Origin of the sequence: Nocardioides sp. NPDC000445, from assembly GCF_040300245.1 — a bacterium.
In the GTDB taxonomy this organism is placed as follows: Bacteria; Actinomycetota; Actinomycetes; order Propionibacteriales; family Nocardioidaceae; genus Nocardioides.
In genome coordinates this window covers 432106-447889 of sequence record NZ_JBEPDH010000001.1, presented here as the reverse complement: position 1 = coordinate 447889, position 15784 = coordinate 432106, and the positions used below count along the sequence as shown (strand labels likewise).

Sequence of the window (15784 nt, the reverse complement as noted above, 5' to 3'; positions counted from 1 at the left end):
ATGCGGGTCCGGCTACAGCCCGAAGACCTGCAGCTCGGCGGCGTGGACGATGGTGCCGCGGTCGGAGCCGGTCTTGCAGTCGGTCGTCGTGAGCGGGTCGGCGTCCTGCTCACCGGCGTAGCCTGCATAGCCCGTGCACTGGTTCTCCAACGCCACCAGACGGACCGCCGCGGCGGAGGTGTCGGGGACGTCGAAGGTGCGCAGGTTGAGGTTGGGCGCGACCGGCCTCGGGCGCTTTCCGGGGAAGGCGTCGTCGGCCGAGGTGTAGAAGCGCTTCCAGGTCGCCCCGGCCGTGTCGCACGCGGAGACGCACGCCTCCAGGGCGAACTTCCGGAGCGCGGTGAAGCGCGATCCTGAGTCGGCGTCGGTGTCGGTGGCCGGCGACAGGTAGGCGCTGACGTTGACCGTCTTCACCGTGCGCGTCCCACCGGCGAGGTCCACGGCGATCGAGGGCGTGGTGGCGTCCACGTTGTCCGCGGTCACCCCGCCCCAGTTGGTGCCCTCGGTGCCGTCGATCAGGGCGGCCGGGTTGCGCGAGCCCTCGGTCGAGGTGAGCACCTTGGCCCCGTTGGCGGCCGCGGCCAGGTTGGTCCCGGTCGTGAACGAGACGGTCTTGGTGATCTCCGCGGGGGAGACCGTGACCGTCTTGCGCTGGGCGCCACCGGTGGCGGAGACGTAGAGGAGCTCGTACGTCCCCGGCACGAAGTGAGCCACCGACCCGAGCGCGGTGTTGGAGAGCGTGTCGGCGATCGGGGTCGCCCGCGCCTCGAAGCGGCCGACGTAGACCTTCCCGGGCGCCGGTGCGGTGAAGGTGACCTTGACGTTGCGCGAGGCCGGCGAGGCGAAGCTCGGGGTCGGCTCGTGGTCGTCGGCGGTCGTGGTGGCGTACTGGCCCATGCCGCGTCGGGCGAACGCGTCGGCGATCACCTGGCGGTTGGCGCCGCCGAAGCGCATCTGGTCGGCGGCCAGGAACGCGTCGCGGGCGTCCAGCATCGAGGTCGCGCCTTGCTGGAGCAGGAACGAGTCGAAGACCAGCTGGATCCAGCGGCGGTTGCCGGGGCACTTGTCGGCGGCCAGCGGCGAGGCGGTGGTCGTCCCGACCGAGCAGCGCCGCTGCAGGGCCTTGTCGGCGTAGGGGTAGGTGGCGTCGTACTTGTCGACCAGCGCCTTCCGTACCGACCACATCGTGCCGTTCCAGATCTCGCCGTCGGCATGGACCTCGGGTCCGGTGCTGTCGAAGCCGTAGTCGGAGAAGTTGAGAGGGTTCTTGTCGATCGCGAAGTCACGGATCGCGACGTCGGTGTTGCCGGTGGCGTAGGAGCCGACGGCCCACGGGCTGCCGCCGTTGTAGAGGTCGTGGGCGAACATGTGCTCGGCCGCGGCCAGGTCGCTCCACGACTCACCCATCGCGCCGCCCTGCTCCGAGGTCAGGCCGTCGTCGGGCCCGCCGACCATCCGGTTGGAGATGGCGTGGGTGTACTCGTGGCCGACGATCCCGAAGTCCAGCGAGCCGTCGGTGCAGGGCGCGTAGAAGGCGCCGGCGGCGGGCTGGAAGAGGTACTGGTTGGTGATGCCCGGGACGCCGTCCATCAGGGTGAGCTGGTTGGCGTTGTTGCGACCGGTCAGCAGCCCGGTCTGCTCCACGACCTGGGAGTCGGCTGCTGCGGCCTGAGCGTTGCCGACCTCGGCGTCGAGGCCACGTCCACCGCGACCCAGGTTGTCGGTCTGCAGGTTGTAGTTCGCCTCGGTGAAGCCGAGGAAGTAGGACCAGTCGTGCATCCGGTTGTGGCTCGCGAACAGGTTGCCGACGACGTAGTTGACGTCGTTGCCGCCCGGCACCATGTTGGTGGGCGCGCACTTGGAGTTGTTCCAGGCGTCGGTGAACGTGCCGGTGTAGTCACGCACCGGCGAGATCGGCGCCTGCTCGAGGCCGCCGGCGGCCAGCGGCGAGAGCCAGCCCTCGTGGGTGTTGGCGTTGTTGCCGATGGTCGTCAGCGAAGGCACGCCGACGGTCGTGTTGAGCAGCGTGTCCCACGGGCCGGCGTTGGCCAGGCTCTTCAGCTCCGGCCCGCTGCACTCGGCCACCTTGGTCCAGCACGCGATCACATCGTTGGCCGGGACCGCATCACCGCCGGTCGAGGCGGCGTCGGGAGTGCCGGGGAAGTAGGACCAGCGCGGGTTGCTGCCCGGCAGGTCACCGGTCTCCGCGCTGGCATCGGAGGACGCGACGGTCACCGTGTAGCTGCCGACGAGGAGCGAGTCGTCGAAGGGACAGACCTGGACCGCGTACGTCCCGGGGTCGATCCTCTCGGCGGTGTAGGTCGCGGTCTCAGGGCTGGTGAGCAGGTCACCCTCCACGAGCAGCTTCCCATCAGGAGCGAACAGCTTCACGGTGAAGTCGTCCGTCGGCAGCCCGATCGCGACCGCGGCCAGGGTGCGGGTCTTGTCGTCGGAGATCTCGAAGGTGTGCTTCGGGCCGCAGGCCCCGAGCGCGGTGCCGGTGAACGGGCCCTCGACGTCGTTCTCGTGGTCGACGTTGTCGCGGCGCAGGAGCACCTCGCCGGTGACCGCGTCGACCAGCACCGTCTGCCCCAGGAGGGTGGCGGCGGCGGAGTCGACGACGGTGGCCTGGAAGACAGGACGTACGCCCTCGCCGGGGACGGGGAGTGCCCGCAGCCGCACCAGCTGGTCGGTCGCCAGGCCGGGGACCGTCAGCTTGGTCCAGTCGGTCAGCTTCGCGGCGGCGTCGGTGACGATCTCGCCGACCTTCGACCCGGAGATCGGGCGTCCGGCCGAGGCCGCCGCCTTCAGCCACGCCTCGGTCGGGGTGAGCTCGGCCTTCGCCGGGGAGCCGGTCACCTTGGACAGCGAGGAGGAGACATAGGTGATGGCGCCGTCGGCGACGCCCACGGTGACCATCCCCTCCGTGGCGGCGGACAGGCCGTCGTAGGTCTGCCGGAAGAGCACGGCATGACCGCCCCCGTCGGCCAGCTTCTGGTCGCTGACGAGCTCGAGGTCACCCAGCTGAGCCGCGGTGAGCCCGAAGACCGCCGCGTTGTCGGCGAGGAAGCCCCGGGCAGCGGTGACCGGGTCCGAGGAGCCGGCCGTGGCCAGCACGCCGTCGGCGGTGATCAGCGAGGTCGGCGTCCCGTGGGCGTTCCAGCGGATGTCGACGGCGTCCAGGGCCTGGGCCGCGGACTCCTGGGCTGAGGTGGGCAGCACGCGGTCGCGTACGTCCAGGCCGGCATCGGCCTCGTGACCGAGCAGCCCGCCGGAGCGGGACACGTCGGCCGTGGTGGCAGTGTCATCAGTGGTGGAGAGCGCGGCACCCGAGACCGGCGTCACCAGCACGAAAGCGCCGAGGGCGATGCTCAGCGCGGCACCGAGGCTCACCCTGGCGCGACTGGAACGAATATCGGTCATGTTATTGAAACGTCCCTTTACCGGCGCGGGTTACGCGATACACGCAACGCCTGTACCGCGAACCGGCAGACAAGAGGCGGAAGGCACCCGATAGTGTTCCGGACACATGTAACCGCCTTCACAGACAGGGGAGCGCCACGATGGGTGACTTCGTCAACCTCGCCGTCGAGGACGGCGTCGGCACGATCCGCCTCGACCGGCCGAAGATGAACGCGATCAGCTTCCAGGTGCAGGCCGAGCTGCTCGAGGTCGCGACCGAGGCGGCAGCCGACGATGACGTACGCGCGGTCGTGGTCTACGGCGGCGAGAGGCTCTTCGCCGCCGGCAACGATGTCAAGGAGATGGCCGGCCTCTCCTACTCCGAGATGGCCAAGCGGGTCGCGGGCGTGCAGGCCGCGGTGACGGCCGTCGCGGAGATCCCGAAGCCGGTGGTGGCCGCGGTGACCGGCTACGCGCTGGGTGGAGGCTGCGAGCTGGCGCTCGCGGCCGACTTCCGCATCGCCGCCGACGACGCGACCTTCGGTCAGCCGGAGGTCCTGCTCGGAATCATCCCCGGTGCCGGCGGCACCCAGCGGCTGGCACGGCTGGTCGGGCCGTCCAAGGCCAAGGATCTGATCTTCTCGGGCCGCTTCGTCAAGGCAGACGAGGCGCTTGCAATCGGCTTGGCCGACCGGCTCGTACCGGCGGCCTCGGTCTATGAGGAGGCGCTCGCGTGGGCGAGCCAGTTCAAGAAGGCGGCACCGTACGCTCTGGCGGCGGCGAAGACGGCGATCGACAAGGGGCTCGGGGTGGACCTCGCCACCGGGCTGGCCATCGAGCAGCAGCAGTTCGCCGGCGTGTTCGCGACGAAGGACTCCCAGACCGGGATGGCATCGTTCCTGGAGAACGGCCCCGGCAAAGCCAACTTCGAAGGGAAGTGAACCGCGTGTCCGACACCAAGACGTCCACCGGCCCGGGCATCGTCCACACCATCCGTTCCTACGCCTCCAGGATCGTCTGGGCGATCGCGCTGCTCGCCGCGCTGGCGCTGGCGATCGGAGCGCTGCTGATCGCGCTCAAGGCGAACCAGGACAACACCCTCGTGGCGTTCATCCTCGACCTCGCCGACATCGCCGACCTCGGCCTGTTCTCACGGGAGAACGGCATCAAGCAGTTCAGCGGTGAGGACGCCGAGATCAAGAACGCGCTCTTCAACTGGGGCATCGGTGCGCTGGCGTGGCTGATCGTCGGCCGCATCGTGGCCGGTGTGATCCGGCCCTGAGCCCATGTGACATTCTCAACGCGTAGGCACCTGTCATCCGTATGTGACTGACGGGTAACATCGCTGGCGAACTACGACCATTCCAGGAGGGGCCGGCAAGGCCGCACCATCATGAACATTGTTGTGCTTGTGAAGTACGTGCCGGACGCGACCGCGGACCGGCAGTTCGAGGACGACTTCACCGTCGACCGCGTGAACGTCGACGGTCTGCTCTCCGAGCTCGATGAGTACGCCGTCGAGCAGTCGTTGCAGATCAAGGAGAAGCGCGAGGGTGAGGAGATCACCGTCACCGCGCTGACCGTTGGTCCGGAGGCCGCCGAGGCCGCTGTGCGCAAGGCGCTGCAGATGGGTGCCGACAAGGGCGTCCACGTCGTCGACGACGCGATCGCCGGCTCGGACTCCATCGCCACCTCGCTGGTGCTGGCCAAGGCGATCGAGAAGCTCGGTCCGGTCGACCTCGTGGTCGGCGGTCTGGCCTCGACCGACGCCGGCATGAGCGTCGTCCCGGCGATGCTGGCCGAGCGCCTCGGTCTGCCGCAGGTCACCCTGGCCTCGGTCGTGGAGACCCAGGGCGACCAGATCCGGATCAAGCGTGACGGTGACGTGGCCACCGAGGTCATCGGCGGCACGCTGCCGCTGGTCCTCTCGGTCACCGACCAGTCCGGTGAGGCGCGTTACCCGTCGTTCAAGGGCATCATGGCGGCCAAGAAGAAGCCGCTGGAGACGTGGTCGCTGGCCGACCTCGGTGTCGACGCCGCCCAGGTGGGTCTGGGTGCCGCCTACACCGCGGTCGAGGAGACGGCGGCCCGCCCGCCGCGCACCGCCGGCGAGATCGTCACCGACGAGGACGGCTCGGGCGCCAAGGCGCTGGCCGAGTTCCTCGCGTCCAAGAAGTTCATCTGAGGCCGGGAAGGATTCTGAATCATGGCTGAAGTTCTCGTTCTCATCGACCACGTGGGTGGTCAGGTCAAGAAGCCGACCTACGAGCTGCTCACCCTGGCCGCCAAGCTCGGCGAGCCCTCCGCCGTCTACATCGGTGGCGCCGACGGTGCCGCTGGTGCCGCGGAGGCCGTGAAGGGCTACGGCGCCGAGAAGGTGTACGTCATCGACGACGCCCAGATCAAGGGCTACCTGGTGGCCCCGAAGGCCGAGGCGCTCGCGCAGCTGGCCGGCACCGCCTCCCCGGCCGCGATCCTGCTGCCCTCCTCCGCGGAGAACAAGGAGGTCGCCGCCCGGCTGGCGATCAAGCTCGACTCCGGTCTGATCACCGACGCGGTCGACCTGGATGAGTCCGGTGTGGCGACCCAGTCGGTCTTCGCCGGCAACTTCACGGTCAAGGGCAAGGTCACCAAGGGCACCCCGATCATCACGGTCAAGCCCAACTCGGCCGCCCCGGTCGAGAAGGCCGGCGCCGCCGCGGTCACCCCGTTCGAGGTGACCATCTCCGACGCCGCCAAGACCGCCCAGATCGTGGCCTCCCAGCCGCGTAAGGCCTCCGGCCGCCCCGAGCTCACCGAGGCCGCGATCGTGGTCTCCGGTGGTCGTGGCACCGGCGGTGACTTCTCCGCCGTCGAGGGTCTCGCCGATGCGCTCGGTGCAGCTGTCGGTGCCTCGCGTGCCGCGGTCGACTCCGGCTGGATGCCGCACACCTTCCAGGTCGGCCAGACCGGTAAGACCGTCTCCCCGCAGCTCTACGTGGCCAACGGGATCTCCGGTGCGATCCAGCACCGTGCCGGTATGCAGACCTCGAAGACCATCGTCGCGGTCAACAAGGACGAGGAGGCACCGATCTTCGAGCTCGTCGACTTCGGTGTGGTGGGCGATCTGCACACCGTCCTCCCCGCCGTCACCGAGGCTGTGAAGGCGGCTAAGGCCTGAGGTTGTCCGGCGCTTGCGCCGGACAAACCCGAAGGGGTCGAGCGAGCGCACAGCCGAGCTTGCGAGGCTGTGACCGCGGGTCGAGACCGACCTCATGTGCGTGTGACGTACGTCCCGAAAACCCGCCTCCGAGCACGGCTCGGAGGCGGGTTTCTTTCGGTTTGGCATCTTGTTCTGGGAATTGTCGTTGCGGGCCATACGTCGCTGGGTATAGTCCGGCCGCATGTGGGTGAATGCGCTGAGGTCGAGGACGACCCGGAAGATCTCGATCGCTTCGGCTGTGGCTGGCTGCGTGGCGGCCATGGTCATCGCGACGATGTCCGTGGTCTCGACACCGGCGACCGCGGCGACCTGGACGCCGCCGGCGGGGCCGTTCTTCAACAACCCGACCGGCGACGCGACGCAGCGCAACTTCATCGTCCACCGGATCAACAACAGCATCCGCTACGCGGCCAAGGGCTCCTACATCCGGTTCGTCACCTACAACCTGGACCGCGCCGACACCGTCAAGCACCTCATCGCCGCGCACAAGCGCGGGGTGCACGTGCAGATCCTGGTCAACCGGAAGATGTGGAGCAGCGGGGAGCGGAATCTGGCCGCCCAGCTCGGCACCCGGCGCTCCCGGCCGAGCTTCATCTACGGCTGCGCCGGCGCCTGCCGCGGCTATGACACCGGCAACCTGCACATCAAGATCCACTCGTTCACCCAGATCGGCGCCAAGCGCAACGTCATCATCAACAGCTCCGGCAACCTCGGTGGCGGCGCGGCCGGTTCGCAGTGGAACGACGCCCAGACGATCTACGCCAACGACAGCCTGTGGAAGACCTGGCTGCGGATGTTCAGCGAGCTCAAGGCGGACCGGAAGGCCACGCCGCGCTACGTGTCGTGGTCCGGTGGCGGCACCTCCGTCGGCTTCCAGCGCACGCGTCCAGGCACCACCAGCGACGAGATCTACGCCCGCGGCACCGGCGACCGGGTCATCGACCGACTGCGGCTGATCGGCTGCAGCGCGCCGAGCGGCTACGGCACCAAGGGCAAGACGATCCTGCGGATCCACATGTACGCCTGGTACGGCCGCCGTGGTGAGCGCATCGCCGACGAGGTCGTCCGGCTGAAGAAGCGCGGCTGCGTGGTCCGGGTGATCGGCTCGGTCACCAGCAACGTGGTCTACCGCAAGCTGAGGGCGGTCGGCATCCCGGCGCGCGACGCCGCCTGGGACTGGGGCCAGAAGAAGTCGACCAGCGGCGACAACATCGTCTACGGCTCGCGCTGCTACTCCCACTACAAGTGGATGAGCGTCAACGGCCGATTCGCGGACCGGGGCACCTACAGCGTCTGGACCGGCTCGGAGAACTGGTCGCCGCCGTCGTTCAGCAACGACGAGGTCACCTTCCGGTTCACCTCGAAGAGCTACTACACCGCCTACACCGCCCGATTCAACAAGATGTGGGACAGCCCGCGGGCCACGCACCGCATCTACCTGGAGCCGAAGACCCGCCCCTGCGCCTGACCGTCGGGCCGCTACCCTCGCCGGGTGAGCTTCGGTGAACTCGGTGGGGGCCTTCGGCCGCTCGACGGCGGCTGGTCGGGCGAGACGTTCCTGGCAGAGGCAGGCGGGGAGAGGTCGGTCGTGCGGGTCTTCGCCGACCCGCGCCACCACCCGCAGGCCGCGGAGGTCCACGAGGCCCTGCACCGTCTGGTGCGGGGCCTCGTCCCGGTCCCGGACGTCCTGGAGGTACGCCGCGCCGACCCGGCCACGGGCACGCCCGCGCTGCTGGTGACCGAGTTCGTCGAGGGCGTACGCGGCGACCTGCTGCTCCCCGACCTGGACGACGCGCAGCAGGGCAGGCTCGGGCGTGGCTTCGGAGAGGTCGCGGGCACCCTCGCCGGGATGCCCTTCCTGACCGCCGGGACCTTCGCCGACAAGGACCTGCGGGTCGAGACGTTCGCCCTGGACCTGACCGAGTGGGTCGAGTCGTACGCCGAGCGTCTCGACTGGTCACCGGCCGACCTGGAGGGTCTGCGGGACGTGGCCGCCGACGCCCAGGACCTGCTCGACACGGTCTCCCGGGTGAGCCTGGTGCACAGCGACCTCAACCCCAAGAACCTCATCGTGGACCCGGAGACGCTACGCGTGCGCGCGGTGCTGGACTGGGAGTTCGCCCACGCCGGCTCACCGTTCGCCGACCTCGGCAACCTGGTGCGCTTCGATCGTGGGGTGGCGTACGTCTCGGGGGTGCTGGAGGGCTACGTCGCGGTGCGTGGGGGCAGCGCCACGGATGCTCTCGAGCTGGCCCGGGCCGCGGACCTGGTCGCGCTGGTCGAGCTCGGGGCGCGGCGTACCGCCAATCCGGTGGCCGCCCGGGCACACGACCTCCTGCTCGAGATCGCCCGATCCGGGGATGTCCACACCGCCCCGGAGGGCGCCGATCGCGGCTAGGATCGGAGCGCGCCGGACGGTGCCGGCGCAACCTGGGGGATGGTTGTGGGAGTGAGTGAGTTCGACGGGGCTCGGGGCCCCGCCGGAAGTTGGTGGCGTGGCTGGACGCCCTGGATCTCGGCGCTCGTGCTGTCGGCGCTGTTCGCAGGTGCGACATCGGGGATCGCGTACGTCCGGAAGTCCTACCGGCCGCCGGTGGACTACCCGGCGATGACCGAGTCCGAGCCTGCGGCGAGCACCTCGCCGTCCGCTGCGGCGAAGCAGGACAGGCGCGAGTCACCCTCGGCGCGACCGACGGGCGCGCCCGAGCCGACGCCGGTGAAGGCGCCGCGCAAGGTTCGGCCCTCGGCCTCCGGATCGGGGAGCGGCGAGCCGATGGCGACGCCTGAGCCGTCCGAGAGCCCGTTCGACCCGCTCGGAGGTCTCGGCGTCCTGCTGGGACTCGGTGACGAGGACTGACCCCGGCCCTGCGGTCCGCACGGCGAAAGGGTGATGGCTGCGTGCCGCCGACGGCATAGGCTTTCTCGCATGAGTGCAGAGGCAGTGATCCGAGAGGTGGCGGCGAAGGCACGAGAGGCGAGCTACGAGCTCGCGGTCGCGCCGCGCAGCGTGAAGGACGCGGCGCTGCACGCGATGGCCGACGCCCTCCTGGCGCGGGCCGACGAGGTGCTGGAGGCCAACGCGGACGACGTCGCCCGGGCCGAGGCCTCGGGCAGCCCGGCCAACATCATCGACCGCCTCACCCTGACCCCGGAGCGTCTCGACGGCATCGCTGCCGCGCTCCGCGAGCTCGCCGCGCTCCCGGACCCCGTCGGAGACGTCGTACGCGGCAGCACCCTCGCCAACGGCCTCGAGCTGCGCCAGGTGCGGGTGCCCTTCGGCGTCGTCGGGATGATCTACGAGGCGCGTCCCAACGTGACCGTGGACGCGGCCGGGATCTGCCTGAAGTCCGGCAACGCGGCGCTGCTGCGCGGCTCCTCCAACATCGCGTCCAGCAACGTGGCGATCGCCGCGGTGCTGCGCGACGCCGTCGTCTCCGTCGGGCTCCCGGCCGACGTGATCCAGGTCGTGCCGGGTGAGGGCCACGACTCGGTCAAGGCGCTGATGCGGGCCCGCGGCCTGGTCGACGTGCTCATCCCGCGTGGTGGCGCCGGGCTGATCCGTAGTGTCGTCGAGGAGTCGACGGTGCCGGTCATCGAGACGGGGGTGGGCAACGTACACGTCTACGTGGACAAGGCCGCCGATCTCGAGAAGGCGGTCTCGATCGTCATCAACTCCAAGACCCAGCGCACCAGCGTGTGCAACTCCGCCGAGTCGCTGCTCGTGCACGCCGACATCGCCAAGGAGTTCCTGCCCATGATCGTTCCTGCCCTGCAGGAGCGTGGGGTGCAGATCCACGGCGACGAGGCCTTCCAGGCGTACGACCTCGTCGAGCCCGCCACCGACGAGGACTACGCGACCGAGTTCCTGGCGCTGAAGATCAGCGCCGCGGTCGTACCCGACCTCGACGCCGCCATCGCCCACATCCGGCGCTGGTCGAGCGGTCACACCGAGGCGATCCTGACCGAGGACCTGGGCGCCGCCCGGCGGTTCACCGCCGCCGTCGACTCCGCGGCGGTCATGGTCAACGCCTCGACGCGGTTCACCGACGGCGGCGAGTTCGGCTTCGGCGCGGAGATCGGGATCTCGACCCAGAAGCTGCACGCCCGGGGCCCGATGGGTCTGCCCGAGATGACCTCGACGAAGTATGTGGTCACCGGGGACGGGCACGTGCGCTAGCGGCAGCAGCCACAAGGTAATCTGTGCGCCATGTCGAACTCTGTTGTGTCGAGCATCATCACCTCCGCTGAGCACGGGGCCGAGCACGGCACCTCTGGCATCGAGTGGGTCATCGGTGGCGGCGCCCTGGCGATCCTGGTCTTCGCGCTCCTGGTCCTGGTCTGGTTCGCCGGTGGCCGTGAGCACTCCTGAGCGCTGATCCGATGGGCAGCGGGGGAGCGCCCGAGCCAGGTCTGGAGGGCCTGACCGGCAAGCGCCGCGTCGGGGTGATGGGTGGCACCTTCGATCCCATCCACCACGGCCACCTGGTGGCGGCCTCCGAGGTGCAGTCGTTCTTCGACCTCGACGAGGTCGTCTTCGTGCCGACGGGCGATCCGTGGCAGAAGGCCGACCGGGATGTCTCGCCGGCCGAGCACCGCTACCTGATGACGGTCATCGCGACCGCCGCCAACCCGCGCTTCACCGTGAGCCGGGTCGACATCGACCGAGCCGGCCGCACCTATACGCGGGACACGTTGCGCGACCTCGCCAAGGCGCTTCCTGACGCCGAGCTCTACTTCATCACCGGGGCCGACGCGCTCGCCGACATCTTCACCTGGCGCGACACCGACGAGCTCTTCGAGCTCGCCCAGTTCGTGGGGTGCACGCGCCCGGGCTACGCCATGGATCCCGAGGTCATCGCGAAGATCCCCTCCGACCGCATCACCATGCTCGAGATCCCCGCTCTGGCGATCTCCTCCTCCGACTGCCGCGAGCGGCGTCGCCGTGGCGAGCCGGTCTGGTATCTCGTCCCCGACGGCGTGGTGCAGTACATCGGCAAGCACGACCTCTACCGGCCCAGGGAACCCGGGGCCCCTCAATCCAAGACTCTCCACAATAAGGACCGCGTATGACCGCGACCGAGCACGCCATCGAGCTCACCATCACCGCCGCCCGGGCGGCCTCGGACAAGAAGGCCGGGCACATCCTGGCCTTCGATGTCAGCGACCAGCTGGCCATCACCGACGCCTTCGTGCTGGCCTCTGCCCCCAACGAGCGGCAGGTGCAGTCGATCGTGGACGAGGTCGAGCTGAAGCTCCGCGACCTCGGCTCCAAGCCGCTGCGCCGCGAGGGGCACAAGGAGGGGCGCTGGGTGCTGCTCGACTACGGCGAGATCGTGGTGCACGTCCAGCACGAGGAGGAGCGCCAGTTCTACGCCCTCGAGCGGCTCTGGCGTGATTGCCCATCGATCTCGCTGCCCGCCGACATCGTCTCCGAGGGCTGAGGTCCGGTGGTCGAGCCTGCGGAGATCCGTCGCATCGTCCTGCTCCGCCACGGAGTCACAGGCTGGAACGCCGACGGCCGCTACCAGGGCCAGACCGACATCGAGCTGGCCGAGACCGGCCACCAGCAGGCCAAGGCCGCCGCTCGCGCTCTCGGGACGACCTTCGCCGTCACCCGCCTGGTCTCCTCGGACCTGATGCGGGCCCGGCAGACCGCTGCGTACGTCGCCGAGGAGACCGGTCTCGAGGCCGCGTACGACCCGCGTCTGCGGGAGGTCTGCGCGGGGGAGGCCGAAGGGATGAACCGCGCCCAGATCCTCGAGCGCTTCGGTGAGATGCCGGCCAGCTGGGAGCCCTACGGCGGCGAGTCCTGGCCCACCGTCGCGGCACGCTTCAGCGGCGCGCTCCACGACGTCGCCGAGACCGTCGCGCCCGGCGAGACCGTCGTGGTCGTCGCTCACGGCGGTGCCATCCGGCAGGGCTTGGCCGCCTTCCTCGGCTGGGACCCGTCCGTCGTCACCACCCTCGCCCCGCTGACGAACTGCGCCTGGATCGAGCTCACCGCCCGGGAGTCCGCCCACGGGCTCATCCCGTCGGCGCCCTGGCGACTCGCGACGTACGGAATGGGCACCCCGATTTCGTGATCGCGGGAGCATTCCGCTACTGTTCTTCTCGTTGCCCGGGGTGATCAACCGGGACAACGCCACGGGGGTGTGGCGCAGCTGGTAGCGCATCTGCATGGCATGCAGAGGGTCAGGGGTTCGAGTCCCCTCACCTCCACCGAAACACCTGATCAGAGCCGCGTTCTGAACCTTCACCGAAGGTTGAGAACGCGGCTCGATCGCTTTTGAGGCACATTGTCGTTCCGCTCTCGGAGCCTCTGTGCGACGTCATGGGCGGACTCGGATCGTTTCGCTCCGATGCGCGCACCTCCGGTGCGTCGCGCTGACGCCGGCCGTCGGGGCGCCTGGCAGCGTGCTGCCCATGTCGGAGCCGGCGAGGCATCGTCAACGTAAAACTAATACCTATAGAAAAAAAACCTAAAGCCATACGGATTTTCCCGTAACCTGCATCACATGACCTCGTTGAGTGTGATGCGCGTCGCATCCCGATGCGCCGAGCTGGAACCCGCCTCGGGTGGTGTTCCTGCCCGTCCCATCAAGTTGCACGAGGAGCGCAGACAGGTATGAGCACAGGTGCCGCTGCCCCGCCGATCGTCAGGCGTGGTCCTTACGACAACCCGTTGTCCAACTCGCTCAGATGGTTGCCGCCGAAGGTTCGGCGACCGGTGGTCGAGGCGGGCGGGATGGTCGACCTGCTGGTGAAGATCGTGAAGAGCGCGGTGCTGCATCCGCGCGGCTACTGGGTCGACGTCGCCGACGACATGTACCAGACCCTGAAGCAGGCTTCGCTCCCCATCGCCGCGGCGATCTTCGGGTTCCTCATCTTCATGTCGATCCTGACGGTCCAATTCTTCGCGATGGCCGGAGCCACACAGCTCTTCGGCCCGCTGCTGCTGTTGCAGGCGATGCGGACCTTCACGATGTGGATCGTGTCCATGGTCGTCGCGGGCGTGATCGGCTCGGCACTGACCGCCGACATCGGGGCCCGGAAGGTCCGCGAGGAGATCGATGCCATGGAGGTCATGGGCGTCGACCCGATCCGAGACCTCGCCGTTCCCCGCGTGGTCTCGCTGACCCTGCTCACGACCCTGATCTCGGTGCCGTCGATCATCGTCACGATCGTCTCGATGCAGGTCGGCGCCAACTATGTCGCCGGCCAGACCAGCGCCGACTTCCACAGCAACCTGTTCGCCAACGTCTCTCCGGTGCAGGTGCTGGCAGTGGTCGCCAACTGCTTCCTGGTCGGCCTGCTGATCGGCACGATCTGCTGCTACAAGGGCCTCCACGCCTCCGGCGGCGCGATCGGCCTCGGTCGCGCGGTCAACCAGGCGGTGGTGCTCTCCTTCGTGGGGGTCTGGGTGCTCCAGCTCGCCTTCAACGCGCTGCTGCTCGGCCTCTTCCCGAACCTGGGGAACTTCCGATGACCGCCGCCGAGCCCGTACGCCCGGTACGCCCCGTCGCGCCCGTCGCCACCCGGCGCCGCCGACCGGCCGCACCGCCGAAGGACCGCCTGGACGGGGTGGGGGAGTTCGTCGGTTTCGTCGGCAAGGTCTTCGCCGAGATTCCGGTCGCGATCCGTCTCTACCCCTCGGAGATCGTGCGGCACGCCAGCGCCATCGTCCGCGAGAACAGCCTGGTGATCCTGGCGATGCTGTTCATGATGGGCGCGGTCATGGGCCTGACCGCCAACTTCCTCTTCGCCAGCATCGGCATCGACTCCTACATCGCCGCGGTCAACTCGGTGGCCGGGGTCCGCGGGATCATCCAGGTGGTCTTCGGCTGGATGGTCGCGGCGAAGATCGGCTGCGGCATCGTGGCCGAGGTCGGCGCGATGCGCATCTCCGAGGAGATCGACGCCATGGAGGTCATGGGTATCCGGTCGATCCCCTACCTGGTCAGCACCCGGGTGATCGCGGGAGCCATCACCATGCCCCTGATCTTCGTCACCTCGATGGTGGTCAACTTCTTCGCCGGGTTCCTCTTCAACGTCCAGCTGCTGCAGACGGTCAGTCCGGGTGGCTTCCAGTACTACCTGTTCTTGTTCCAGAACCCGCGGGACTTTGTCCTCGCTGTCATCTGGGGCACGGTCCTCGGCGTCGTGATCCTCACCGTCGCCTCGTACTTCGGCTACACGGCCAAGGGCGGCCCGGTCGGCGTCGGCCTCAACACGGCGCGGTCGATGCTCGTCAACCTCGTCCTCGTCAGCCTCATCGGCATGGCTCTGGTCCAGCTCTTCTACGGCAACACCCCCAACGCACCGATCGGCAACTAGATGACTCGCGCGCCACGTCCACGGGAGGAAAAGATGACCGCGAATCTCACGATTCCGCACACCGACTTCGAGCAGTCGCCGAACAGCCCCCACAGCATCGAGCTGGTCGGCGTCCGCAAGTCGTTCGGCTCCGGCAACATCCTCGATGGCATCGATCTCACGTTCGTCCACAACGCCATCACCACCGTCCTCGGTCCGTCCGGCACCGGCAAGAGCGTGCTGCTCAAGCACATCGTCGGCCTGCTCGAGCCCGACGCCGGCGAGGTACGCGTCTTCGGCAGCGACATCTGGGGCGTCTCCGAGCACGAGCGCTACGAGCTGCGCAAGCGGTTCGGCGTGCTCTTCCAGGACGGTGCGCTCTTCGGGTCGATGAACATCTACGACAACATTGCGTTCCCGCTGCGCAAGCACACCGACCTCTCCGAGGCCGAGATCCGCGACACGGTGATGTTCCACCTCAGCGAGGTCGGCCTCGAGGCGGCCGTGGACAAGGCGCCCAACGAGATCTCCGGCGGCATGCGCAAGCGTGCCGGGTTCGCGCGAGCGCTGGTGATGCGGCCTGACGTGGTGCTCTTCGACGAGCCCGACTCGGGTCTGGACCCGGTCCGCACCAAGCTGCTCGGGCGTCTGATCCAGAAGGTCCACCGCCAGCACGGCGGCACCTACATCGTGATCACGCACGACATCCCGACCGCCCAGGAGGTCAGTGACCACGTGGCCGTGCTGTGGAAGGGCCAGATCGTCCACGCCGGCACCGCCGAGGAGACCTTCGCCTCCGACGATCCGTTCGTGCGTCAGTTCCTGGCCGGAGCCGCCGACGGCCCGCTCGGGATGGATTGAGGAGCC

Annotated in this window: 16 protein-coding genes and 1 tRNA gene; 16 read left to right on the top strand and 1 reads right to left on the bottom strand. The window is 68.8% G+C overall.

Going from position 1 to position 15784, the window contains the following annotated elements:
- Nucleotides 1–12: 12 nt before the first annotated feature.
- Nucleotides 13–3423, bottom strand: a complete 3411-nt coding sequence (locus ABT304_RS02085) for a M36 family metallopeptidase (RefSeq protein WP_350713126.1) — start codon at nucleotides 3421–3423, stop codon at nucleotides 13–15.
- 140 nt (nucleotides 3424–3563) lie between these two features.
- Between ABT304_RS02085 and ABT304_RS02080 the strand changes: the two genes are divergently transcribed.
- The 16 genes from ABT304_RS02080 (at nucleotide 3564) to ABT304_RS02005 (ending at nucleotide 15778) form a co-directional block, all read left to right on the top strand.
- Nucleotides 3564–4343, top strand: coding sequence for an enoyl-CoA hydratase/isomerase family protein (locus tag ABT304_RS02080; protein ID WP_350713125.1), 780 nt, complete (start codon nucleotides 3564–3566; stop codon nucleotides 4341–4343).
- Nucleotides 4344–4348: 5 nt separating this feature from the next.
- Nucleotides 4349–4684 carry a hypothetical protein gene (locus ABT304_RS02075; RefSeq protein WP_350713124.1) on the top strand — a complete coding sequence of 112 codons (336 nt, stop codon included), beginning with the start codon at nucleotides 4349–4351 and terminating at the stop codon, nucleotides 4682–4684.
- A 111-nt stretch (nucleotides 4685–4795) separates the two neighbouring features.
- A complete protein-coding gene (locus tag ABT304_RS02070; RefSeq protein ID WP_350713123.1) occupies nucleotides 4796–5587 on the top strand; it encodes an electron transfer flavoprotein subunit beta/FixA family protein in 792 nt (263 codons plus the stop codon).
- Between the two features lie 21 nt (nucleotides 5588–5608).
- Nucleotides 5609–6562, top strand: coding sequence for an electron transfer flavoprotein subunit alpha/FixB family protein (locus ABT304_RS02065; RefSeq protein ID WP_350713122.1), 954 nt, complete (start codon nucleotides 5609–5611; stop codon nucleotides 6560–6562).
- Between the two features lie 301 nt (nucleotides 6563–6863).
- Nucleotides 6864–8072, top strand: coding sequence for a phospholipase D-like domain-containing protein (locus ABT304_RS02060; protein ID WP_350713202.1), 1209 nt, complete (start codon nucleotides 6864–6866; stop codon nucleotides 8070–8072).
- 24 nt (nucleotides 8073–8096) lie between these two features.
- Complete coding sequence (locus ABT304_RS02055) at nucleotides 8097–9002, top strand: phosphotransferase family protein (protein WP_350713121.1); 906 nt, start codon at nucleotides 8097–8099, stop codon at nucleotides 9000–9002.
- Between the two features lie 51 nt (nucleotides 9003–9053).
- A complete protein-coding gene (locus tag ABT304_RS02050; protein ID WP_350713120.1) occupies nucleotides 9054–9461 on the top strand; it encodes a hypothetical protein in 408 nt (135 codons plus the stop codon).
- A gap of 69 nt (nucleotides 9462–9530) precedes the next feature.
- On the top strand, nucleotides 9531–10781 hold the full coding sequence (locus tag ABT304_RS02045; protein ID WP_350713119.1) for a glutamate-5-semialdehyde dehydrogenase: 1251 nt from the start codon (nucleotides 9531–9533) through the stop codon (nucleotides 10779–10781).
- A gap of 30 nt (nucleotides 10782–10811) precedes the next feature.
- Complete coding sequence (locus tag ABT304_RS02040; RefSeq protein ID WP_160027856.1) at nucleotides 10812–10973, top strand: hypothetical protein; 162 nt, start codon at nucleotides 10812–10814, stop codon at nucleotides 10971–10973.
- An 11-nt stretch (nucleotides 10974–10984) separates the two neighbouring features.
- Nucleotides 10985–11674, top strand: coding sequence for a nicotinate-nucleotide adenylyltransferase (gene nadD / locus ABT304_RS02035; protein ID WP_350713118.1), 690 nt, complete (start codon nucleotides 10985–10987; stop codon nucleotides 11672–11674).
- Complete coding sequence (gene rsfS / locus ABT304_RS02030) at nucleotides 11671–12045, top strand: ribosome silencing factor (RefSeq protein WP_091047921.1); 375 nt, start codon at nucleotides 11671–11673, stop codon at nucleotides 12043–12045. The genes nadD and rsfS overlap by 4 nt, the downstream gene beginning before the upstream one ends.
- 6 nt (nucleotides 12046–12051) lie before the next feature.
- The gene (locus ABT304_RS02025) at nucleotides 12052–12687 is read left to right on the top strand and encodes a histidine phosphatase family protein (RefSeq protein WP_350713117.1); all 636 of its coding nucleotides are present in this window, start codon (nucleotides 12052–12054) and stop codon (nucleotides 12685–12687) included.
- A 63-nt stretch (nucleotides 12688–12750) separates the two neighbouring features.
- Nucleotides 12751–12823: transfer RNA gene (locus ABT304_RS02020), tRNA-Ala, on the top strand.
- A gap of 406 nt (nucleotides 12824–13229) precedes the next feature.
- Nucleotides 13230–14090 (top strand): MlaE family ABC transporter permease, encoded by an 861-nt coding sequence (locus ABT304_RS02015; RefSeq protein WP_350713116.1) that lies wholly within the window; start codon nucleotides 13230–13232, stop codon nucleotides 14088–14090.
- The gene (locus tag ABT304_RS02010; RefSeq protein WP_350713115.1) at nucleotides 14087–14938 is read left to right on the top strand and encodes an MlaE family ABC transporter permease; all 852 of its coding nucleotides are present in this window, start codon (nucleotides 14087–14089) and stop codon (nucleotides 14936–14938) included. Before ABT304_RS02015 ends, ABT304_RS02010 begins: the two co-directional genes overlap by 4 nt.
- 33 nt (nucleotides 14939–14971) lie before the next feature.
- Nucleotides 14972–15778, top strand: a complete 807-nt coding sequence (locus tag ABT304_RS02005; protein WP_350713114.1) for an ABC transporter ATP-binding protein — start codon at nucleotides 14972–14974, stop codon at nucleotides 15776–15778.
- Nucleotides 15779–15784 lie beyond the last annotated feature (6 nt).